The sequence below is a fragment of the Candidatus Amarolinea dominans genome (genome assembly GCA_016719785.1).
Classification (GTDB): Bacteria; Chloroflexota; Anaerolineae; order SSC4; family Amarolineaceae; genus Amarolinea; species Amarolinea dominans.
In genome coordinates this window covers 313,206-335,632 of record JADJYJ010000031.1, presented here as the reverse complement: position 1 = coordinate 335,632, position 22,427 = coordinate 313,206, and the positions used below count along the sequence as shown (strand labels likewise).

Below are 22,427 nucleotides of genomic sequence, written 5' to 3'. Positions count from 1 at the left end.
GCCGGTTGACGATGTTGGCGGCCCCGGCGGCTGACGGTTGGCGTTGGGCGGCTGCTGCGGGGGCGTCCACAGGCAGGCGGTTGGAGTGGAGGGGGTCGCTGTTTTCCCAGGCCGGTCCGGTCAGGTCGTGTTCGGGGGGCCGCTGCCCAACATTCCGTGCAGCCGACCGGGGAGGATCTGGGTCGGTTGACGATGTTGGCGGCCCCGGCGGCTGACGGTTGGCGTTGGGCGGGTGTGCGAGAGAGGAGGAGAAGGGGAGAGGAGGAGAGGATGAGAGGCGGAGCTTCGGCGGGGGCGTCCATAGGCAGGCGGTTGGAATGGTTCGCTGGTTCGCCCAGGCTCGTCCGGTCAGGTCGTGCTGGTGGCACCGCTGCCCAACATTCCGTGCAGCCGACCGGGGAGGATCTGGGCCGGTTGACGGTGTTGGCGGCCCCGGCGGCTGACGGTTGGCGTTGGGCGGGTCTGCTGCGGGGGCGTCCACAGACAGGCGGTTGAAATAGTTCGCTGGTTTGCCCAGGTTCGCCCGGTCAGGCTCTGCTGGTGGCGGCGCTGCCCAACATTCCGTGCAGCCGACCGGGGAGGATCTGGGCCGGTTGACGATGTTGGCGGCCCCGGCGGCTGACGGTTGGCGTTGGGCGGGTCTGCTGGAGACCGGAGACCGGAGACCGGAGAACTCTTGCCTTCCACACACCTGATCTCTGTCCTGAGATTGGAGACCGGTTGGCGTTGGACGGCCCTTCGACGGCCGTTTACGGGCAGGCGGTTGGAATGGAAGGGGCCGCTGGTTCGGCCAGGCTCGTCCGGTCAGGTCGTGCTCGGGGGACCGCTGCCCAACATTCCGTACACCGACCGGGGAGGATCTGGGCCGGTTGACGGTGTTGGCGGCCCCGGCGGCTGAACCACTTATTAGGCTGTTCAATGTGACAGTGTGCATGGCGGAAGCACCTACCGACTTCAAGTAGAAACCACAAGGTGAAATCCATGCTTACCGACACGCCTAAGCCGCGTTCTCTCGTTGTCTTTTTTGTACTGGCCTTCGGTATTTCGTGGACATTCTGGATTCCCGACGCGTTGGCCTCGTACAACCTTATTCCGTTACGCATCAACTCAACGGTAAGCGGTCTACTTGGCGCATTCGGACCATTTTTCGCCACCCTCATTGTCACTGCCCTTTACGATGGTCGCACTGGCTTCAAGCGTTTGCTCGACCGCCTGACAACTTGGCGCGTGGGCTTCCAGGGGTATTTGTTTGTGCTGCTGTGGCCTGCCATTCTGTCACTGACGAAAACTGGCATTGCGATGCTGTTGGGTAGTCCAGCCCCCAACTTCGCCCAACCGCCATTCCTCCAGCTTTATCCCATGCCACAGGAAGTCATGCAGTCGGCGCCAGTGCTTGCTTTTCTGCCGGTCATCTTTCTGCAACAGTTGCTCATCGGTAGCTCGATGGGTGAAGAACCCGGCTGGCGTGGCTATGCGTTACCACGCCTGCAAGCGCACCGCAGTAGTTTGCGAGCCAGTTTACTTCTCGGCGGACTCTGGAGTATTTGGCATTTGCCACTCTGGCTGACCAAAGGCCATCCCATGCACGAAACATTCTTGGGCTGGGCGATGTTGGCACTGGTGGCTACCACGATTCTGTTCACGTGGGTGTATAATCACACGAAGGGTAGCTTGTGGTTGGCGCTCTTGTTTCACGCCTCAATCGCTGTGACGGGGTTGTTTCTCGCATCCACAGCGGTGCATCCGCTGGTGGATGTGGCGCTCAATTGGGGGGTAGCCGCCGTAGTAATCGCTACTTGCGGGGCACAGCGACTCACGCGTGGAGGGTTGAGTTTGGACAACCGCCACGGATTGTAGCGCCTGCCAAGAAACATCTTGATACGGGTGGGCGAGCATGGTCGCCATCATGGGCGGCAGGTCTCGTTGCGGGTCGTGGGGCAGGGCGGGGGCCTAACCCTGTGTCAAGCTGACGGCTGCGCCAGGAGTAGTTCGCCGGATTGTAGGTTGAGCGCGGCGCAGCCGCAGCTTACACTTACCGTTGGGCGGGTCTGTCGGAGACCGAAGATTGGAGACCGGAGATTGGAGACCAGAGACCGGAGAACTCTCGTCTTCCACACACCTGATCTCTGATCTCGGATCTCTGATCTCTGTCCTGAGACCGGAGATTGGAGACCGGTTGGCGTTGGACGGTCCTGCGACGGCCGTTCACGGGCAGGCGGTTGGAATGGAAGGGGTCGCTGGTTCGGCCAGGCTCGTCCGGTCAGATCGTGTTCGGGGGGGCCGCTGCCCAACATTCCGTGCAGCCGACCGGGGAGGATCTGAGCTGATTGACGATGTTGGCGGCCCCGGCGGCTGACGCTTGCCGTTAGGCGAACCAGGTCGAGATGGTGTCAAGGTTGACAACAAAATGGAAGATGAGCTTCGCCCAGAATACGATTTGAGAAGCTTACGAGTAGGAAGAGTCGGGCCTGAGCGGACGGGATTCGGTGGGCAGAAGCCTTGTTGCGCCATCCGCAATTTCAGGCGCGCATCGCACGCGCCCGCTAAAGTGCGCGGAAAGAAAAGGTCATTACTATCGAACAGTTACGGGCCGAACTGAATATCGCCCCCCGATAGCAGCCGTTGAAGCAGAAATTGGTGGTGATCAGAATGCGGCCCTGAACACTGCTTCTCCTCAAAACGGCGCTGCCAAGAATCGCTTATCTTCCGGACGGCTCAGTTCAAGTGGCGCCAGGAAGTCGCTGGCGCCGGGTTATGCGGCGGCTCGGCCGTTACGAAAAGTGTGATGCTGTCTTGTTTGCCGCCGCATAACCCATATTTCGTTTAGGCCAGGACAATCACCTGTGGTATAGTTGAACTATCGGCATTGAAGACGGCGAGATATTGGCGGGAAAGTTGCCCCGCAAGCAGTTGCGGTTGGTAGAATCCAGAGACGAAACGATGGCGAGTGGGAAACTGCCTGCGGTCATGAATCCGTGAGTGGATGAAAATGCCAGCGGACCGGGAGTGCCGAACAAGTTCGGCGCTTTTTCAAGTCAGGAGAAGAAATGTCAATGGAAACCGTGATATCCGCGCCGCCGCGCGTACGCACGAACGAAGCCGGGCGCGCTGTGGGTCAACGGGTGCGCCTGTGCGGCTGGGTGCATCGCCTGCGCCAGATTGGCGCCATCAACTTTCTGGTCCTGCGTGACGGCTTCGGCCTGTTCCAGGCGGTGTTGACGCCGGAGCAATTGGCGCCGCTGGCCGGCTGTGTGGAAGGCAGCGTGGTGGAGCTGACGGGGGTCGTGACGCTGGAAGCGCAGGCGCCCGGCGGCTGCGAGCTACACGATTGCCAGGTGCGCATCATCACCGCGGTGACAGAGCCGCCGCCGTTCGAGATCAACAAGAAGGAAGTCAAAGCAACCCTCAGCACCTTCCTCGATCACGGTGTGGTAGGGCTGCGTCACCCCAACAAATGGGCGCTGTTTCGACTGAGTGCGGGCATCATGGCCGGCTTCCGCGCCACCCTGACCGGCCTGGGCTTCACCGAGGTGCAAACGCCCAAGTTGGTCGCGTCAGCCACGGAGAGCGGCGCCAATGTCTTCAAGGTTGACTATTTTGGCCGCGCCGCGTACCTGGCGCAAAGCCCGCAGTTCTACAAGCAGACGATGGTCGGCATTTTCGAGCGCGTCTTCGAGGTTGGCCCTGTCTTCCGCGCGGAGCCGCACGACACGACGCGGCACATCAATGAATATGTCAGCCTCGACGTGGAGTTCGGCTTCATCGAGAATCACTTCGACGTGATGGAGATGTTGGCCGCGGTCATTCAGGGCATCCTGCAGCATTTGACCCATGCGCAGGCTGTGGAACTGGCGCAACTGCGAGTGAAGATGCCCGCGTTCGCGGCGCCCGACGCCATCTCGCCGCTGGCGGCCGCGGGCACCGGGGGCATCGTGGCCCACATTCCCTGGGTCTATTTCCCGGCCGCGCAGGAGATGATCTATCAGGCCACGGGCGAAGATTGCCGCGACGAGCCGGACCTGGCGCCGGCGCATGAGCGTTGGTTGGGCCAATGGGCGCTGCAGACGTTGGGCAGCGACTTCCTGTTCGTCACCGGTTACCCGATGGGCAAGCGGCCGTTCTACACCCATCCGAACCTGGCCGATCCGGCCTTCTCCAACAGCTTCGACCTGCTGTTTCGCGGTACAGAGCTGGTGACGGGCGGTCAGCGCCTGCACCGCTATGCGGATTATGTCGCCGCGCTGGCGCAGCACGGCATCAGCGATCTGACCGCGTTCGAGGCGTACCTGGAGGTGTTCAAGTACGGCATGCCGCCGCACGGCGGCTTTGCTATCGGCCTGGAACGCTTCCTGATGCAACTGCTCGGCCTGGACAACATCCGCCTGGCCACCCTCTTCCCGCGCGACCTCGGCCGCCTCACGCCGTAAGACTTTTTTGCCACGAATTGCACGAATTGACACGAATTATTTTTTGTTTTCGTGTAAATTCGTGTCATTCGTGGCAGGAAATCCTGGTCCAGAAGTTCAATTAGTGGGCGTCGGGCACTCCGGCAAGATGAGAGGGCCGCCAGCGCTGGCATCCAGACCGTAGCCAAAGGGGAAGAGCGGCGCGGCGCAGCCGGCGGCTGGCAGGTTGGCGAAATCGAAGGGGATTTGCTCGTTGCTGCGCGGCCAGGAGAATGGCGTCTTGCCCTCGAAGGGGAAATCGCCAAAAAGCACGTCGGCCACGCCCTGACCTTCAGTACCGGGCAGCCACGCGGCTACAAAGGCATCGCTGGCCGCCAGGTGTTCGGTGATCACCAGCGGTCGCCCTGAGAGAAGGATGACCACCAGCTTGCGGCTTTGACCGCGCACCCGCTCGAGCAGCCCTGCGTCGGCCTCGCTCAGCCTGAGGTCGGCGCGGTCACCCACACCTTCGGCATAGGGCGCCTCTGCCAGCACGACAATGCCCACATCGGCGATGGCCGGCTTGCCGTCCGCGCCTGTGACGGCATCGAACTTGCCAAAGCGGTTGAACTGCACCTGCGAGGCGGGGCTGACCGTGGCCCGGATACCGTCCAGGAGGGTGACGCCGGTGGTGATGGCGCCATCGCTGCCCTGCCAGGTGATGGTCCAGCCGCCGCACTGCGTCCCGATGTCGTTGGCGGCCTGCCCGGCCACGAAGATCAGCGGCGTGTCTTTGGCCAGCGGCAGCGCGGCGTTGTCATTCTTGAGCAGCACCAGCGATTTGCGCACGGCCTCACGCGCCAGCACCCGATGCGCCTCAGAACCGACGGCGCCCGCGTTCGGATCGGGCGGCAGCGGGTTTTCGAACAACCCCAGTGCGAACTTGACGATCAGGATGCGCCGCACGGCATCGTCAATGCGCGTCATGGGAACTGCGCCGCTCTCCACCGCCTGGGTCAGCGTGGTGATGAAGCGGTCATACTGCTGCGGCACCATGTTCATGTCCACACCGGCGTTGATAGCCGCGACGACGGCCTGCCTGTAATCGGTTGCGATCTGATCAATCGCGCCCCAGTCAGAGACGATGAAACCCGTGAATCCCAACTCGCCTTTGAGCACATCGCTGAGCAGATATTTCTGGGCATGCATCTTGACGCCGTTCCAACTGCTGAACGAGGCCATGATGCTCAGCGCGCCGGCGTCCACCGCGGCCTGGTAAGGCGGCAGGAAGCGCGCCCGCAGGGTGGCTTCGTCCATCTGCGTGTCGCCCTGATCGAGCTTGTATTGCTCGGTCCTGGAGGTGCCCCAGGTGGTGGCGCCATCGCCGATGAAGTGCTTGGGCGTGGCCAGCACGGCCGGCGCCGCGGCCAGGTTATCGCCTTGCAGGCCGCGCACAAGGGCTGTTCCTAATGAAACGACCAGGTCGGTGTTCTCGCTGTACCCCTCATAAGTGCGACCCCAGCGGATATCCTGTGGCGCAGCCACGACCGGCGCAAAATTCCAGCGGATGCCGGTGGCGGTCATCTCCTCGGCCGTAGCACGGCCAATGCGCTGCACCAGGTCCGCATCACGCGTGGCGCCCAGGCCGATGTTGTGCGGGAAAATGGTCGCGCCGGCCACGTTGTTGTGACCATGCACCGCGTCCACGCCGTAGATGAGCGGGATGCCCAGGCGTGTTTGCAGCGCACGCGTCTGAAACTTGGCCACCATGTCGTACCAGGCGGCCGGCGTGTTGGGCGACGGCGAGCCGCCGCCGCCGCTGAGCAAGGAGCCGATGAACTTAGCCGTGATGTCTTCCGGCTTGATGCTATCCTTTTCCACCTGCGTCATCTGACCGATTTTTTCAGCCAGGGTCATGCGCGACAGCAGGTCTTGCGCCCGTGCGGCGGGCGGGCGCCCGGCATCCTTGTAGAGGGGAATTGCGTCCGCAGCGGTCGTTGGAGATGGCGCAATTGTGGAGGGAGGAGTTGGCGTGGGCTGGCAGGCCGCCAGTAAAACAACCATCAGCAGGAGCCGGCTGATCGGCCAATGTTTCGATTTCATTTTATTTCATTATTATTTCATTTGATTTGATTTGGCGGCGGGCGGCTTGCCGATGACGGTTGCGCCATTGATCTGCACGTGGCGCGCGGCCACCAGTAGCTTTTTCAGATGGCGGACGAACTGCTGGCGGGTCGCGGGCGGGAGCGCGTCGAAGTCGGCCAGTTCCAGGTGGTAGTCCACGCGATCCACCCAGGGGCTGAGCAGCATGCGCTTGAAGCTGCGACGATCTATGCGGCGGAAGGCGTGGTCGGCATACCACTGCACGAGGCGGGCTGCGATGAGCGGCTCGTAGGCGCCGGTGTCGGGGTGTTTTTCCGTGAAGTCGAAAGGGTGCAGAAACGTGATCTTGGCGTGGTTCTTTTCCCAAAATGCGGGCGCGTTGGCTTTCATCTCTGCGGACGTATCGCCGATCGAGATGATTTGTTTGCTGGCCAGGTGGTACCCCACAAGGTTGCGCACCTGCAACGCGAGGTCAACCTGCGGGGCTGTGATGTGAATGGTCTGCCGGTTCGCGGCGAAGGTGAAATCAAGGATCATGGGTGGTTGTTCGAGTGATGTGCGACGCCCGGCGGCTGCGCTGGCGCCCGGCGTCGCACATCGTTCATCCGTATTTTCTCAATGTGTAGCGCACCCTTGCGGTCGCTCACGCGGGCAGGCGCAAGGCCATGCCCCTACTATTTGTGCAGAATGTCAGCACGTTCTGCAGGGGGCTTGAAGACGAGGGTGATCAGGTTGAACAGAATGCCGAGCATGGCGCCCGTGGCGATGGCCGGCCAACCATTGGGGAAGATTCCGGTCAGCAGCGGAATAGGCAGGAAACCGTTGGGGAAGCCGATGTTGCCACCGATGCCCACGATCAGGATGATCGCGCCGATCGCGAGCTGCCGAGGATCATACAGATTGACCTTCTCGGCCATCATCAGCGCAATACCTTGCATGCCGATGACGCCAAACAGGTAGATGGCCAGACCGCCGGAGACCGCGGTGGGGATGCTGGAAATGGCTTCGGCCAGCGGGCCGATGAAGCCCAGAATCATGGCAATGACGCCGGCTGTCAGCAAGGCCGGGCCGGCGTAGTTGCGGGTGATGACCATCAGCGAGTTGTTTTCGCCATAGTTGGTGCCGGCTGTGGAGCCGAACAAGCCGTTGATGAAGTCGTCCAGACCATCGAGCATCAGGTTGAAGCCGATGTACTCGGCCAGGGCATATTTCTTGCGTCCCTGCTCTTCGGCCAGGTGATCCACATACAGGCTGATCTGATACAGGTGCGCGGTGGACTCTGGAATGGTCGCGATGGCCATGATGCCGATGCCTACGATAGCGGTGAGCGTCAGCGGGTCGTTGAAGCGCGGCAGGGTGATGACCGGCGCGCGCAGCAGGGCTTCCTGACCGAAGCCGGCCCAGTTGACCAGGCCCAGGGGAATGGCAACCAGGTAGCCGACGACCGCCGCCAGCAAGATGGGCAGCATGCCGATGAAACCCTTGCCTTGCAGATAGACCGAGAAGATGTAAGCGGCGAGTAGGGTGACGATGGCGGCCGTCCACCATTTGATCTGCGTCCCAGGATCAGCAATGCCGCAGCAGGTGCCGCTGGACATGGTCAGCGCGGCCGCGCCCAGGCCGATGCCGATGGTGCAGGCAACGGGGCCGGTGATGATGGCGGGCAGAACCTTGTCCAAAGCCTGCTTACCGCCGGAGGCGCGGATGATGAAGCCTACCACCACGTTGATGATCGCGGTGGCGATGAAACCGGCGGTGACGACGGAGATGGCCTCTGGCGGGGCGACCGCGGTCTCTGAGCTGACGCCCAGGGCCGCCATGATGCCAGCAACCGCGGTGATGTAGCTGAAGCTGGAGCCGTAGTAGAGCGGGATGTAGGTGCCCAGGGCCAATTTGCTAACAATCAGGGTGATGACCGTGCCCAGGCCGGTGATGGTGAGCACGGTGCTGACGGGGAATTTCATCAAAATCGCGGCCAGCACGGTGGCGGGGAACATGGTGAGTACGTGCTGCAGGCCAAGCAGGACCATTTGACCGAATGGGGGGGTATCGTTCGGTAGATAGCCCATGACTTGGGGTTTGGTTTTCGCTGCCATTGCATCCTTCCTTTCTGATTGAGAACCCTTGTACGAACTGATGATGCGAACGATTGTGCGAAATACGGACCTTTCGTGGGGACTTCACCTGGCGCTCAGCGCCTGCCCGGTTTGCTGCCTCCCGTGGGTGACGACTGCACGAGCGGCGCACGATGGTCTTGTGGAATTCACCTCGCTTTCTGGGGGTTGACTTGATTCGGCGTCACGCGGCGCATCTCGACAGGATGAACACCAGGATGATGAGCACGGCGATGAGCGGAACTGCATAGATCAGGGTGCGACCGTAGGGGCTGGCGAGGGCACGCTCCTTGAGGTCGCCGGCGACATCCTTGGCCACGGCGATGGCAAACTCGGTCTCGCTAGGTGGCGTATACGCAACCGCCTCGCCCGCTGAGGCGGCGACGCGGGCTTCGAGGGCTTTGTCGAGCGCGGCCAGGCCTTGCTTGACCAGGCTCTTGCTCACGGTCTCGATGTTGCGCTGGCCGACGCTGGCAAGTTTGCCACCGACGAGGATGTCGCCCTCGTAGGTCATCAGGGTTTTGTTGCCTTCCTGCGACTGCAACTGCACGCGACCCACGCCTTTGCCGAAGCCCTGGCTGCCTTTGCCTTCGGCGGTCAGGGTGAGGCTTTCGGGGGGAACTTCATCGGAGACAAGGACTTTGCCCGAGAAGACGCCGGTGACGGGGCCGATGTGGAGGTTCATGGCGCCTTCGAATTCGGTGTCGCTCAACCTGGTCAGGCTTTGCGTGCCTGGCAAGGCGGTTGCAAGCACATCGGGGTCACGAATTAGCTTCCACACGTCGTCACGCGGGCCGTTGAACAGGTATTCACCTTCGAGCTTCATAAATCGTACCAATCTCCTCGGTAGATGGTGCGGCCGGCGCCTGCCTTGCACAGGCAAGGGCCACCGCGGGCTTACGTTCTCTTGGGGTAAGCGTTCAGGCCCTCACCCCCTACCCCCTCTCCCGACGACGGAACTGCTGTCGTCGGGAGAGGGGGCCGGGGGGTGAGGACCAACTGAACGCTTACGTTCTCTTGGGTTGCACCAACTCAAAGATCCGGTTGGGGCTAAGGGGAGATTCCATGATCTCAATGCCGAGATGGCCCAGGGCGTTTTCGACGGCGCTCACGAAGGCCGACGGTGTGGGGATGGCGCCCGCTTCGCCCACGCCTTTCGATCCCATCGGGTTGAGGGGCGATGGCGTGTTCAGGTGTCCGATCTCGATCCTGGCCGGCATGTCCAGGGCGTTGGGCAGCAGGTAGTCGGCCAGGGATCCGTTCAGAAGTTGCCCGCCCTCGTTGAACATCAACTGCTCGTAGAAGGATTGACCGATGCCCATGGAGACACCGCCATGAATCTGGCCGTCCACAATCAGGGGGTTGAGAACGGTGCCGCAATCGTGAGCGATGACGAAGCGCTGAATCTGAACCAGCATGGTTTCCAGATCCACTTCAACGATCATTGCGACGGTGCCGCTGGCGGTCGCGCCGTATTGAGGGCCAAAGTATTGGGTAGATTCGAGGCCAGGCTCGGTGCCCGGTTCGACTGAGCCGCGCATGGGGTTGGCCTTGAAGGCCAGCTCGGCCAGGCTGATGGTCTGCTCAGGCAGATCAGCCACGCGCACCTGGCCGTCCGCTAGTTCCAACTCCTCTTCGGGCGTGTTGAGCAGCTTGCTTGCCAGCTTCAGGATTTTGCCGCGCACTGCGAGGGCCGCCGCGTTGACCGCGTTGCCGGCCACCACCGCGCCGCGGCTGGCAAAGGTGCCGGTGCCCCACTGGAACTGGGCGGTATCCCCGGTGACGACATGCACATCCTGCGGACTAACCCCCAGGTGTTCGGCGGCCACTTGCGCAAAGGATGTGAAATGTCCCTGCCCCTGGGTGCCGACGCCCGTCGCCAGGTTGATCTTGCCGCTGCTGGCCACGGTGATGCGCGCGCCTTCGTAAGGCCCCACGCCGCCGCTTTCGGTGAAGCAGGCAATGCCAATGCCGACGTGCTTGCCTTGACTGCGCAGCCGCGGCTGTTCTGTGCGCACAAACTGGTCGTAGCCGATCATCTCTTTCGCCATCTGCAGCGTGGCCGGGAAATTGGCGCTGTCGTAGATCTGCTCGGTGAAGTCCTGACCAATGATCGTTTGGTGAAAGGGGAACGCGTCCGGCGGGATCATGTTGATGCGGCGCAGCTCGGTGGGGTCCATGTGCAGCGCACGCGCCGCGGCGTCCATGATGCGCTCCATGATGAACACGCCCTGTGGCCGGCCGGCGCCGCGCACGGGGGTGACGATCATCTTGTTGGTAAAAACGACTCGGTATTCGGTGTGGAAGTTGGGGATGTTGTACGGCCCCATGGTGTGCGTTTGCGTGTTCAGCGGCACGGTCAGTGCATACGGATCATAGGCGCCGGTGTCGTGCAGAAAAACATCCTGCAGCCCCACAATTTTGCCGTCGCGAGTCAGCGCGATCTCGACATCGTGCAGTTGGCTGCGTTCCTGGGTGGTGCAGACGAAATTCTCGGCGCGGTCTTCGATCCACTTGATGGGCCGGCCGAGTTTGCGCGTGGCCCAACAGAGCAGCACCTCTTCGGGCTGGGCGAGCATGATTTTGGGGCCGAAGCCGCCGCCGACAAAGGGCGCGATCACGCGCACGTCAGTTTCGGAAAGGCCGAGCATGCCGGCCATGACGTTGCGCAAGGCGATGGGCGCCTGGGTGGTGGCCCACATCGTCAACTGCTGCATCTTGGGGTCCCACCAGGCGACATAGCCGCGATTCTCCAGCGCCGCGGCCGCGCCGCGATCAATCGAGATGCGCCGGCGCACCACCACGTCGGCGCGGGCGCGGGCCTCCGCGTAATGGCCCTTGTGCTGCACCACGTGCGCGGCCAGGTTGGACGGCAGATCATCATGCACAAGCGCTGAGCCTGGCTTCAGCGCCTGCTCCAGGTCGGTCACGGCATCCAGCGGGTCCATGTCCAGCAGGATGTCCGCCAGGGCATCTTCGGCTGTGTAACGGCTGTCCGCGATGACGACGGCCAACGGTTCGCCCACGTGGCGCGCCTTGTCCCTGACCAGGGGAATCTGGGTGCGCTTGTTGAAAATCAGGCCGGGGATGGAATGGGGCGCGGGAACGAGCAGCGGGCCGGGGCGCCAGAAGTCGCCCATGTCTTCCGCAGTGTAAACCGCGACCACGCCGGGATGGGCGCGCGCCGCGCTGACATCAATGCTGCGTAGGCGGGCGTGCGCGTAGTCGCTGCGCAAGAAAGCGGCGTGCAGCATGCCCGGCATCTGAACGTCGTCAACGAAGAGGGCCTGCCCCGTCAGCAGGCGGGGGTCTTCGTTGCGCCGAATGCGCTGGCCGATGTATTGGTTGCTCATGGCGATTGACTCCGTTTGGGCGCTGGTAGCGGCTTACGCCTGCGCCATCTGGCTGGCGGCCAGGTGGACGGCTTCCACAATGTGCTGGTAGCCGGTACACCGGCAGAGATTACCCGAAATGGCTTCCCGAATCTCGGCCTCGGTCGGCTGCGGGTTGTCGGCCAGGAAGGGGACCAGGGTCATCAGAAAACCCGGGGTGCAGAAGCCGCATTGCAGCGCATGCTTTTCCTGGAAGGCCGCCTGCAAGGGGTGCAGATGCTCAGGCGTGCCCAGGCTTTCGACGGTCAAAATCTCGTGGCCCTGGGCCTGAATGGCAAACATCAGGCAGGAGCGCACCGGTTTGCCATCGAAGAGAATGGTGCAACTGCCGCAGACGCCGTGCTCGCAGCCGACGTGCGTGCCGGTCAGCCCCAGTTCGTGGCGCAGGCAGTCGGCCAGCAGCAGCCGCGGCTCGACGAAGCGTTCGTATTGGGCGCCGTTGACGGTCATCGTCACAGGAATGGTTTGAGACATGAGTGTTCCTTAGGTCACGCCAGGGTTACGCCGTCTCGTGCAGGACTTTGCGGGTCAGCACTTTCACCAGGTGTCGGCGGTACGCGGCCGAGGCGTGGATGTCGCCGCCGGGATCAACATCATAGCGGGCCGCGGCCTCCGCCGCCGCGGCGATGACGCCAGCCGAGGGCGCCTGGCCGAGCAGGGCTTTGGCGGCCTGGGCGCCGATCATGGGCATTTCACCGGCGCCCAGATAGACGAGCCGGGCGGCCTGGTAGCGGCCGTGTTCGTCCAGGGTGATGACCGCGGCCACGCCGGCCAACGGAAAGGCGCCGTGCTGACGGGCCACCTGTTGATAGCCAATGCGGCTGCGCGGCGGCAGCGGCGGCAGCATCACCTCTGCCAGCAATTCGTCTGCCTGCAGCGCGGTGGTGAACAGACTGAGGAAGAAATCATCTGCATCCAGCCAGCGTTCGCCGCTTGCGCCCATGATGCGGAAGCGCGCCTGCAGGGCAAGGGCCGCAGTGGGCCAATGGCCGGCCGGGTCGGCGTGTGCCATGCTGCCCCCAAAGGTGCCGCGATTGCGAATCTGCGCGTGGGCAATGTGGGGGGCCATGGCGCGCAGGAGTGGGGCACGCGCCGCGACCAGTGGGTCATGCTCGATCGTGCTGTGGCGCGTCATCGCACCGACGGCCAGCCCGCCGTCAGCCTGCGGCCGCAGGTAGGCCAGGTCGGGGATGGTGTTGAGATCAATCAGGGCAGCCGGCTGGGCCAGGCGAAAGTTCATGGCGGGGATCAGGCTCTGCCCGCCGGCCAGGAGCTTGGCATCGAAGCCGTGTTGGCTCAAAAAGGCGAGCGCCTCGCTGGTACTGCCAGGAGCGAGGTAGGTAAAAGGAGATGGCTTCATTCAGATACGTGCCTCCACTGGTACAAGAACCTTCTTGTGCAACGCCATCATCCGCGGACGGCGTTGCTACTCCCCTGCTTTGATCGCCACGAAGCGCGCCCACATGGATTCGGCTTCCATCGCCTTTTGCGGGTAGCAGCCGATGTAATAGCGGCCGCTGGGCATATTCAACAGGTCGCCGGCCAGATTCTCCGCGTGAACGATTCGTTTGGGGAAGAGGTTCAGGTGCATATCCTGGTAATAGTAGTCCAACGGGTACATCTCATCCCAATCCCTGCCAAAGTCCCGAATCAGCTTGGCGTTGGCCGCGGCGAAGGTCTTGGGGTGCCAGATGCGCATGATCGTGTTCATCGGGTGGTCCGCACTGACCGCATCAACCCCGATCCACTTGATGTGCATGTCGGTGACCCATTTGGAAAAGTCGGGTGACGGGCCGGGGTGGTTGACCATGTAGCGAAACTCGTCCGCGTCCGGGCTGTACCAGCCGTAGTTAGCCCAGCCGGTCTTGATGATCAGGATGTCACCCGGGCGAATATCAACGACGTCCTGGATCATCTGCGGTGTGTAAACACTGGCATCACTGACAAGATGCGAAATGTCGGCAATGACGCCGGGGCCAACCCAATCGGTCAGCGGCACCTCACCGATGGCGCGCCCGGCCGGGTAGAAGTGCTTCTCGCCGTCCATGTGAGTGGCGATGTGAATGCTGGCGTTGCAGGTGGAGCCGTTGCGGCCCATGCCGAAATACTGGCCGCCGACACGCTTGTTGTAGGTGACGCTCAACGGCACGTAGTTGAGCCACTGCGGCGTCTGGCAGCTAAAGGGCGCAGTCAGGTCAAAGATCTCGGCCGCGGCCATGGCCTGGTAGAACGCTGCGTCATCCATGCCCTCCGGCGGCTGATAGGCGCAGACCCTCGCCCACGCGGTTTCGACCTCCATGAAGGGGACCGGCATGATGGCGATCCAGGCGCGCTGATTCTTGAGCTTGTCAATGTCCCCGACGATGGCCTCGGCGAAGATCAGATGGGCCTTCGGCAGCGTGATGTGGGTCATCTGGTAGTAGTCATCCTGCGGGAACATCTCGTCCCAGGACATGCCGTAGGTTTGCTTGAGCTTTGCTTCGGCGCGCTGGAAGTGATTTTCGTGCATACGGCGGATGGGGGTATTCATCGGATGCTCCGCACAGCCACAGTCCACGCCGACCACCTTGAGCTTCATGGCGAGCGCCCAGGGGAAGAAAGAGGGCGCGGGGCCAGGGTGGCGCACATAGAAGCCAAACTCCTTCGACTCCACGCCGCCCTGCGCCTGCGCGGAAAAGACATCGGGCTGATCCCAGGAGTAGCGATGGTAGCCGGTGTTGATGATCAGGATGTCGCCGGGGCGCACATCGGCCCGGCTCATGATCATCTCAGGCGTGTAGAGGCTGTAGTCGGAAACCAGGTCGGAAATGTCGGCGACGACGCCGGGGCCGCACAGGTCGCGCAAGGAAATGTCGGCGATGGCGCGGCCGCCCGAATGGAAGGCGCGCTCGCCGACCAGGTGTGTGCCGACGGTATTGCTCCAGTTGAGAATCTGGCCGTTGGCGCCCTGACCGCCGCCGTAGGCGCCGGTCACGCGCTTGAAGAAATGAATTTCCAGGGACTTCTCGCCCGGCCAGGGCGGCGTGAAGATGCTGCACCCCTGGGTCAGATCAGTCATCTTGGCCGTAGACAGCATGTCAATAAACGAGGCGCGGTCCATGAATTCGTGTCCTTTCGAGTAACTGCTGGGTCTGCCTGGAATTCAGACAGGATTCACAGGATTGACAGGATATTCGAACTCTCGTGCCGATAGTTTTGCACACCACAGAGCAAGAATCCTGTACATCCTGTTCATCCTGTCCAAATCGGCCTGCAGGGTGAGCAGTTACCCTTTCGAGAGATGTCAAGCCAGAAACCCGGCTTCTCAATCGGCAAATCCGTATTCCTCGGCGTAGGCCATGAACGCATCTTCGAACGCGGACATCGGCGCCACAACGATTCCCGCGCCTACTTGCCCGATCCCCGGGTCCTTGTGAGCCACGCCGGTGTTGACGCGCGGGGTCATACTCTTCTCGACCACTTTGCGGATGTCAATGCCGGTGGGGGTGCCGCGAAAGTCGAGCGCGGGCATGGAGAAGTAGCGGTGTTCGGCAAACGTGATCTCGTACATGTCGAGGGTGGTGCGCACCGCATCTTTGGCCGAACCGCCGATGAAGGCCACGATGGCGGGCGCGCCGGCCATGGCGAAGCCGCCGATGCCGGCCGTCTCGGTGATCGTGCTATCGCCGATGTCGGGGTTAGCATCCTGCTCCGTGAAACCGGGAAAATACAGCGCCTTGACCACACTGGCCGGGGCGGTGAACCAACGGTCGCCCAGCCCGGAGACGCGGATGCCAAACTCGGTGCCGTTACGCGCCATGGCGGTGACAATGCTGCTGCCGGCGATGTTGTGGCCGGCGTCGGCCATCGTCTTGCATGCGGCCATGACCGGGTTCAAGACAGCGAGCGCGTTCTCGCCGATAATCTTGAGGATGTCAGAGGCCACGTCACAGTTGGGTGCGGCTTTGACGATCATCGGGTCGAGACTCTTGAGAAACAGCAGCGAGGCGGCCTGCAAGCGGTTGTGGCCGTCATCGCCCATGTGCAGAGCCTGGGTCAGTAGAATGCGCAGGTCAAGGCCGCCACTGAGGCGAATCGCCTCGTCAACAACGGGGGCAAAGACATCGTTGAGCCAGTGCATGCGCGTAATCACTTCCTCGCTGTACGCGCCCATGCGCAAGACGCGGCCGCGGCCCTCGTTCATGCCGGAATAGGCCCGATTGCCGTGGGTCTGATTTTCGACAATGTAGACCATCATGGAAGGAGAGATCAGGCCGGCCATGGGGCCAACCGCGGCATGGTGATGGCAGGGAGCGAACTGAATGGCGCCCGAATTCACCAGGGCTTCGGCATCGTCCCACCCCTGCGCCTTGCCCTCGAAGATCAAAGCGCCCACCACCGCGCCCTTCATGGGGCCGGCCATGCGCGCCCAGGTCACCGGAGGGCCGGCGTGCAAGAGCAGGTTGTCGTGCATGCCGGGGATGACATCCCGCGCCCGCCCGATTCCCACCAGCACGGGCCGGGCTTCCATCATGCGCTCGACGGTTTGCCGATTCGCCTCTTCGATGTCAATCATTGTCTCCTCCCACCTCTATCTTCTATCTTCTATCTTCTATCTTCTATCTTCTATCTTCTATCTTCTATCTTCTATCTTCTATCTTCTATCTTCTATCTTCTATCTTCTATTTTCTCAGGCTGAGGTCTTCTTCATCCTCGCCAGGATGCCTGCCAGCCGTTCGTTGCCGCCGGCCGGTGGGCGCCAGTCCACATGAATCACGGACGCTCCTTGCAGCTTGAGGTTGTCAGCAAATGACTCCAGCCCCACATTGATCGCGGCCAGCGGTTGCCCCAGCAGGGTCAGGTTCACCGGCGGCAGTCCTGACCGGACGGAGGGAGTGACGAGCGGCAGCAGCAGTTGCCCGGCCTGGCGCGCTGCCGCCTCATTGCTGGTGGTGACCCATGCGCCCGCGCCGCGCAACTGCTCGATCTGCGCGTCCAGGTTTTGCGGATCGGCGTCGGTTCCGGTGACAACCGCCACCACCGCCAGGTGGCGATCAGCGTCGTCGGCCAGTTGGCGGGCCTGGGCGATGGCCGGGGCCAGTTCGCTGGCCGGGTTGGGATGCGCCCCGTAGCCGAGCACCACATCCAGCAAGATCACGGCCGTTTCCGGGTCCTGGGCCTCTTGCAGCAGCCGGCGGATGCGCAGTTCGTTGTCCAGCATGGGGTGCAGGCGCCCGACGGTAAACTCGTCTTCGCCCAGGTCAACGATGGTGTGCTCCTGGCTGTGCAGGGCGTTCGGCAGTTTGTAGGCCTTGTTCAGCGGCGCGTTGGCCCACACGGCCGGCAGATAATCAGCCAGCAGGTGCTGCGCCTCGTAAGCCAGCGTGCCGCCAGAGAAAAGCCCACGCAAATAGCGCTGGCTGGGGGCAAATTGCTCGATTGCATGGCGGTCCTGCGGCGTCTCGGCCTGGTCCAGTAGGCCCACGGCTATCTCTGCGGCCTGATCCAGCCCGGCGGCAAAATGCAGATTGCCCACCTGCGCGGCGATGGGCGGCCGCCCGACGAAGGCCACGACCACCGGTTTGGTCGCCGCGCGGGCCAGGTGCAGCATCTGCGCGGCCACGGCGGGCGCGGGCGGCTTGGAGACCAGTACGATGACCCTGGTCTGCGGGTCGCGGTTGAGGAGGTCAATGCCCTGGCGGAAGGTGATCGCGCCCACGGCCTCAGTCAGGTCACGACCGCCGGTGCCGATGCCGTGGCTGACGCCGCCGCCAAGCTGATGGATGCGCGCGGTCACTTGCTGCAGGCCGGTGCCGGCGGCGGCCACAACCCCGATCGGCCCGGGGCGCACGTGGTTGGCAAACCCCAGGCCGACACCGCCGATGAGGGCCGTGCCGCAGTCCGGGCCCATGACGACCAGGCCCCCGGCGGCGGCCATCTGCTTCAGCGCGATTTCATCTTCGACCGAAACGTTGTCGCTGAACAGAAAGACGTGTTTGCCCAATCCCAGCGCCTGGCGAGCCACTCCGGCTGCATAACGCCCGGCGACGGAAACCAACACCCAGGCAGCAGCGGGCAGGGCTTGCGCGGCCACCTCCAGGCTTTGCGGGCGATATTCCTGTTCGAGCGTCGTGCGGCGGTGGGTCAGGAGCTCGTTGACTTGCGCGAGGGCTGCGCCAGCCGCGGCCGCGTCTTGCGCAGCCACGACGATCACCAGGTCGTCGGGCTTGGCTGCGGCCGCTTCGGCCGGCAACAGGTTGGTTTGAGAGAGTAACTCTTTGTTGGCGGGCGTTCCCATCACCACGCCTGCTTCGATGATTCCCGGAAGCACTGCGAGGGCGCGCTGCAACTGCATCAAGATCACCGAATCGTAGTAGACTCCCGAACGGACTTCGACTCTGGTCTCTGCCATAGACACCTCGTCTGCGCGCACACAAGCCGATGGAGACACGAGAGGGGTGTGGTCAATCAACGCTTGTCTGGCATGTGGAGCGGGCGGTTGGCCAGGAAAGAACGATTGTAGGCGTCCTTCCAGGTCACTGCCAGTATAACATTTTCTCGCGCGAGTGTCAATCTGGGATAAATCGCACTCGAATTTTGCGCTCTTGACAGAGCGTTGCGCGCGTGCTATGCTGTGACCAGCCACAAGCCTGTTCCCCAGGATGACTGTCACAAATCCTTGCAGGAGTGTACCCATGACAACGATCCGTTTTGTCCTTAGCCTGTTCGTGTTGCTCCAACTGCTGCCCGCCTCGGCAGGGGTCATGCCTGCGGCTGACGTGCCGCTGCCCTTGCTCAACGGCAATTTCGAAGCCGGTTTCAACCCTGTCACCGTCGTGGGTGTGGCCGGCATGGTGGGCAACCACTGGACGCCCTTTGTCATCACCGGCACGCTGGCTTTTCAGGCCGGCCAGGTGGAGCCGCCGCTCAACCGTTGGCAGGTGTTGGCGGCCGATACCGGCGCCTATGTCGCAGGCATCGCGCAAACGGTGACGGGCGATCTGCTGCCCCAGGACAGCCTGCGCGCCACGGCCCGCGTCTACCCGCCGGCCAGCGTGGATGGCATCACCGGGACGATCGGCCTGGATCCCCTCGGCGGCAGCGATCCCACTGCGCCTTCGGTGGTCTGGAGCAGCGCCGGCAGCGCAGGCGCGTGGGCCACGCTGACGGTGACGGCCACTGCCGCCGCCACGCAGACCACGGTTTTCGTCAAGGTGGAGCAAGCGGCGGTCGGGCCGCACGGCCTGGTCTTCGTAGATGATGTGACGCTGGAGCGCACCGGCCGCACGCTGCGCACCTTCTTGCCCTGGGTGACCACGCCGCTCGGTGACCCAACCTGGCAGTACCAAGCCACGGGTATCATCATCGGCGCGACAGGCTGCACATCAACCGGCTTGCAGGGCCGCGTGGTCGCTGCTGGTGGAGCGCCGCAAGCCGGTGTACGCGTCGCAGTGTGGTCCGCTCTGCCCGGCGGCCCGCAGATGACCGTTGTCACCGGCGCAGACGGGCGCTGGCGGGCGCTGCTTGACCCGGCCGCGCCCCTGGCCGGACGCTGGCAGGTTGCCGTGGTGGATAGCCGCGAGCGCCTGCTCTCTCCTCTCGTGGGCCAGATTGGTTTTCTGGATTCCTTGAACAGCGTGGAAGCGCCGGGCATCCCCACCAGCGACGACTGTGTCAACGGCCATCAGTGGTTGACGGTGAATTTCCAGGCACAGACCACCTTCCCGGATTACACGCTGGTTTCCACGCGCTACATCTCGTGCCAGGACAACCACCTGAATCACAACCTGCGCGTGTGGGTCATCGAGGCCGACGGCACGCAGCGCCGCGGCACGCCGGTTCGTTTTCATGAACAGGGCGGCTTCGAGGAGGACAAGCTGACCGGCGCGGACATCTACAAGCCGGCCGGCTACATTGATTACAACCTGCCGGGGCGCCAGGAATTCACGGTGCAGGTGCTGGCCGGCCCCTCCGGCGTAACCCCTTACTTGAGCAGCATGACCCCGCCCACCATTGACAACTGCGGGGGTAACAACTGGGGACACCATTCGTACGAGGTCATCTTTCAGCATGGTCAGTAGGGGCAGAGGGCAAGAGATAGAATGACCGTGCGGTTACGGATAAGCGGGCGGGGGCGGCAGGGCCTGGCCGGAGTCGGGATCAAGCATCAGGGAGGAGACGTTCACCGCCTCGAAGTCAGCGCCATGCACGCCCGTCTGCAGTTGGTGCAGATCGTCATCGTCCCAGCGCGCATCGGGCGTGCCGGAGAGGTACCAGTTGCTGCCGTTGTCGGCCATCATCATGCCGTAGCGCTTGAGCGCGGTGAGAATGACGCGGTTGCTGGCTGAAAAGGCGCTGATGTCGAAGTTGGCCTTCAGGCGGAAACGCTGACCCATCGGCGGATAGGCCGGATTGGTGGAACTGGAGGCATAATGACGCGCCGGCCAGACGTAGGCCCGCTGTGAGTTTTGCACCGTAAAACGCAGCGCATGGGTAATCTCGCCGGCTGCCACCTCATCGTAGCTAACTAATCCCGGCAGCACGGGAAGTCCCGCGGCGTCGGCCGATGTCCAGGTGTCCGGGCGCAGGTTGTGCGCCAGCAGGTTGAAAACCGCGCCATTACCGGCATCCCACCGATTGCCAGAACGGGGCCAGGCGTAGTACAATTCGTACAGATGACACGTATCGTGCTCAACCACCAGCACGTGCCGGTCGCCCGTGCTGTTCGGCCCGCCTTCGATGGGCGCATTGGGCGGAATGGGATAGGGACCAGGGTCGCTCTCTTCGGGATACCAGATGAAGGTGATGGGCGCCAGGGGTTGGCTGCCGGGTACGGTGGTGAACGGGATGCCGATGGGCGCACCCTGCCAGAGAGCGGCGCCGAAATCAGGGTGCATTCCCGTGGTGGGGCCGATCGAATTGATGTAGGCCTGGGAGTGGGCATCCAGCGGCAAGGTGTCCACCGGGGTATTCCAGATATTGTCTGGCGGGAAGAAGGGGCAGGTGCTCAGGGGAGTACAGAGTTCGTGCCAGCGCACGGCGACCTGCTGAATGTCGGTGACGGAAATGCTGCCATCGCCATCACGATCGAAGCGGGGATCGGCGGACGCTGTGGCCCAGCGCGCTGCGATATTCGTGACATCGTTGACGTCAACGCTGCCGTCATGGTTGAAATCCGGGCAGGTTCCGGCAGCGGCGGCCGGCCTGGCCGGGAGCGCGAGGGTCACAAGACACATCAGGAATATGAGACTACACAGGATCTGTCGTAAGCGCATGAATCACCTCCGTGGCGAAATATCAAAAAACGATGCCAGCGCCATCATACAACGCGAACGATAGACGTGCAATAGTCACTCAAGCACAGGATGCACAAGGATGACGCAAGAAACAGTTGGTTATGTTGAGCTTGAATGGACGTGCCGGCAGTGCAGCCGGCGTAACCCCGGCGAACGTAAGACCTGCGCCAGTTGCGGCGCGGCCATGGCGTCCGATGCGGCCTTCGAGCTGCCGGCGCAGCAGGAGTTGTTGCAGGACCAGGGTAAGCTGGCTCGCGCAGTGCTAGGCCCGGATATTGCGTGTGGCTTTTGCGGCACGCGCAATGCGGCCGATGCGAAGACCTGCAAACAGTGCAGCGCTGATCTCACCCAGGGCAAGGCGCGCAGCAGCGGCCAGGCGGTGGGCGCGCTGCAAACGGCGCCGCTGCCGGAGATGGCTTGCCCCTTCTGCGGCGCCATGAACCCCACCGGCGCCACCAAGTGCAAACAGTGTAACGGCAACCTGGCGGCGGCGCCAGCATCCGTGACCGCGCGCCCCGCGCAGCCGGCCAATCCGCGCTGGCTGTGGCTGGCGGTCGCGGCGGTCATCGGTTTGTGCGTGCTGGGCATGATCCTGTTCAGCGCCATGGGCAGCCGCCGCACCGAAACCGTGGCCACGGTGGAGAGCGTGCAATGGCAGCGCACGGTTGCCATCCTGGGCCTGCGCCCGGTAACTGCCAGCACCTGGCAGGATGCGGTGCCGTCTGGCGCGGACATCGCCACGTGCGAGGCGCGGGTGCGCTATACGCAGGCAGAACCGGCGGCCAATGCCGAGAAGGTCTGTGGTACACCGTATGTGCTTGACCAGGGCAGCGGTTTCGGCAAGGTGGTGCAGGACTGTCAGTATAACGTCTACGACCAATGGTGCGAGTACCAGTCGTTGACCTGGACGATTATCAACACGGTGGTGGCCGAGGGCGCGGATCTGTCACCTGCCTGGCCACAGACACTGGCGGCGCAGGATGAACGGGAAGGAGAACGCAGCGAGCGCTACTCGGTGCTTTTCAGCGACGATGGCCAGCAGATCACCTATACACCGGACAACGCGGATGAGTTCGCCCAGTTTGCGCCCGGCAGCCGCTGGAGCCTGACCGTCAACGGCTTCGGCGACATCACGGACCTGCAGCCGGCGCCCTGAGG

At 63.0% G+C, this 22,427-nt stretch carries 15 protein-coding genes and 1 pseudogene; 4 read left to right on the top strand and 12 right to left on the bottom strand.

The annotated features are described in order from the left end of the window. The first annotated feature begins 981 nt into the window (after window positions 1-981). A complete protein-coding gene (locus IPM84_25365; GenBank protein MBK9096024.1) occupies window positions 982-1,857 on the top strand; it encodes a CPBP family intramembrane metalloprotease in 876 nt (291 codons plus the stop codon). A 1,196-nt stretch (window positions 1,858-3,053) separates the two neighbouring features. Continuing rightward, entirely contained in the window at window positions 3,054-4,427 is a 1,374-nt protein-coding gene (gene aspS / locus IPM84_25360) for an aspartate--tRNA(Asn) ligase (protein ID MBK9096023.1), read from the top strand. Between the two features lie 96 nt (window positions 4,428-4,523). Here aspS and IPM84_25355 read toward each other — a convergent pair whose 3' ends face one another. The 11 genes and pseudogenes from IPM84_25355 to fdrA all read right to left on the bottom strand — a co-directional run bounded on the left by IPM84_25355 (window position 4,524) and on the right by fdrA (window position 18,385). Further along, on the bottom strand, window positions 4,524-6,488 hold the full coding sequence (locus IPM84_25355; protein MBK9096022.1) for a glycoside hydrolase family 3 C-terminal domain-containing protein: 1,965 nt from the start codon (window positions 6,486-6,488) through the stop codon (window positions 4,524-4,526). A gap of 12 nt (window positions 6,489-6,500) precedes the next feature. After that, on the bottom strand, window positions 6,501-7,025 hold the full coding sequence (locus tag IPM84_25350) for a hypothetical protein (GenBank protein ID MBK9096021.1): 525 nt from the start codon (window positions 7,023-7,025) through the stop codon (window positions 6,501-6,503). Window positions 7,026-7,162: 137 nt separating this feature from the next. Beyond that, complete coding sequence (locus IPM84_25345) at window positions 7,163-8,584, bottom strand: xanthine permease (GenBank protein ID MBK9096020.1); 1,422 nt, start codon at window positions 8,582-8,584, stop codon at window positions 7,163-7,165. Between the two features lie 202 nt (window positions 8,585-8,786). Further along, window positions 8,787-9,428, bottom strand: a complete 642-nt coding sequence (locus tag IPM84_25340; protein MBK9096019.1) for a carbon monoxide dehydrogenase subunit G — start codon at window positions 9,426-9,428, stop codon at window positions 8,787-8,789. A 181-nt stretch (window positions 9,429-9,609) separates the two neighbouring features. Beyond that, the gene (locus IPM84_25335) at window positions 9,610-11,955 is read right to left on the bottom strand and encodes a xanthine dehydrogenase family protein molybdopterin-binding subunit (GenBank protein MBK9096018.1); all 2,346 of its coding nucleotides are present in this window, start codon (window positions 11,953-11,955) and stop codon (window positions 9,610-9,612) included. A gap of 33 nt (window positions 11,956-11,988) precedes the next feature. Next, window positions 11,989-12,468, bottom strand: coding sequence for a (2Fe-2S)-binding protein (locus IPM84_25330; protein MBK9096017.1), 480 nt, complete (start codon window positions 12,466-12,468; stop codon window positions 11,989-11,991). A 25-nt stretch (window positions 12,469-12,493) separates the two neighbouring features. Further along, window positions 12,494-13,354 carry a xanthine dehydrogenase family protein subunit M gene (locus IPM84_25325; GenBank protein MBK9096016.1) on the bottom strand — a complete coding sequence of 287 codons (861 nt, stop codon included), beginning with the start codon at window positions 13,352-13,354 and terminating at the stop codon, window positions 12,494-12,496. A 66-nt stretch (window positions 13,355-13,420) separates the two neighbouring features. After that, window positions 13,421-14,239 (bottom strand): cyclase family protein, encoded by an 819-nt coding sequence (locus tag IPM84_25320; protein MBK9096015.1) that lies wholly within the window; start codon window positions 14,237-14,239, stop codon window positions 13,421-13,423. Between the two features lie 3 nt (window positions 14,240-14,242). Then, a pseudogene (locus IPM84_25315) lies at window positions 14,243-15,094 on the bottom strand (cyclase family protein). A 204-nt stretch (window positions 15,095-15,298) separates the two neighbouring features. Continuing rightward, on the bottom strand, window positions 15,299-16,549 hold the full coding sequence (locus IPM84_25310) for a DUF1116 domain-containing protein (GenBank protein MBK9096014.1): 1,251 nt from the start codon (window positions 16,547-16,549) through the stop codon (window positions 15,299-15,301). 114 nt (window positions 16,550-16,663) lie between these two features. Beyond that, window positions 16,664-18,385, bottom strand: coding sequence for an acyl-CoA synthetase FdrA (fdrA, locus tag IPM84_25305; protein MBK9096013.1), 1,722 nt, complete (start codon window positions 18,383-18,385; stop codon window positions 16,664-16,666). A 283-nt stretch (window positions 18,386-18,668) separates the two neighbouring features. On the opposite strand from fdrA, the gene IPM84_25300 reads away from it, so the two are divergent. Next, window positions 18,669-20,054 carry a carboxypeptidase regulatory-like domain-containing protein gene (locus IPM84_25300; protein ID MBK9096012.1) on the top strand — a complete coding sequence of 462 codons (1,386 nt, stop codon included), beginning with the start codon at window positions 18,669-18,671 and terminating at the stop codon, window positions 20,052-20,054. A gap of 33 nt (window positions 20,055-20,087) precedes the next feature. Here the strand turns inward: IPM84_25300 and IPM84_25295 are convergent, their stop codons facing one another. Further along, entirely contained in the window at window positions 20,088-21,200 is a 1,113-nt protein-coding gene (locus IPM84_25295; protein MBK9096011.1) for a hypothetical protein, read from the bottom strand. A gap of 148 nt (window positions 21,201-21,348) precedes the next feature. Between IPM84_25295 and IPM84_25290 the strand changes: the two genes are divergently transcribed. Then, the gene (locus IPM84_25290) at window positions 21,349-22,425 is read left to right on the top strand and encodes a zinc ribbon domain-containing protein (GenBank protein ID MBK9096010.1); all 1,077 of its coding nucleotides are present in this window, start codon (window positions 21,349-21,351) and stop codon (window positions 22,423-22,425) included. Window positions 22,426-22,427: the final 2 nt, after the last annotated feature.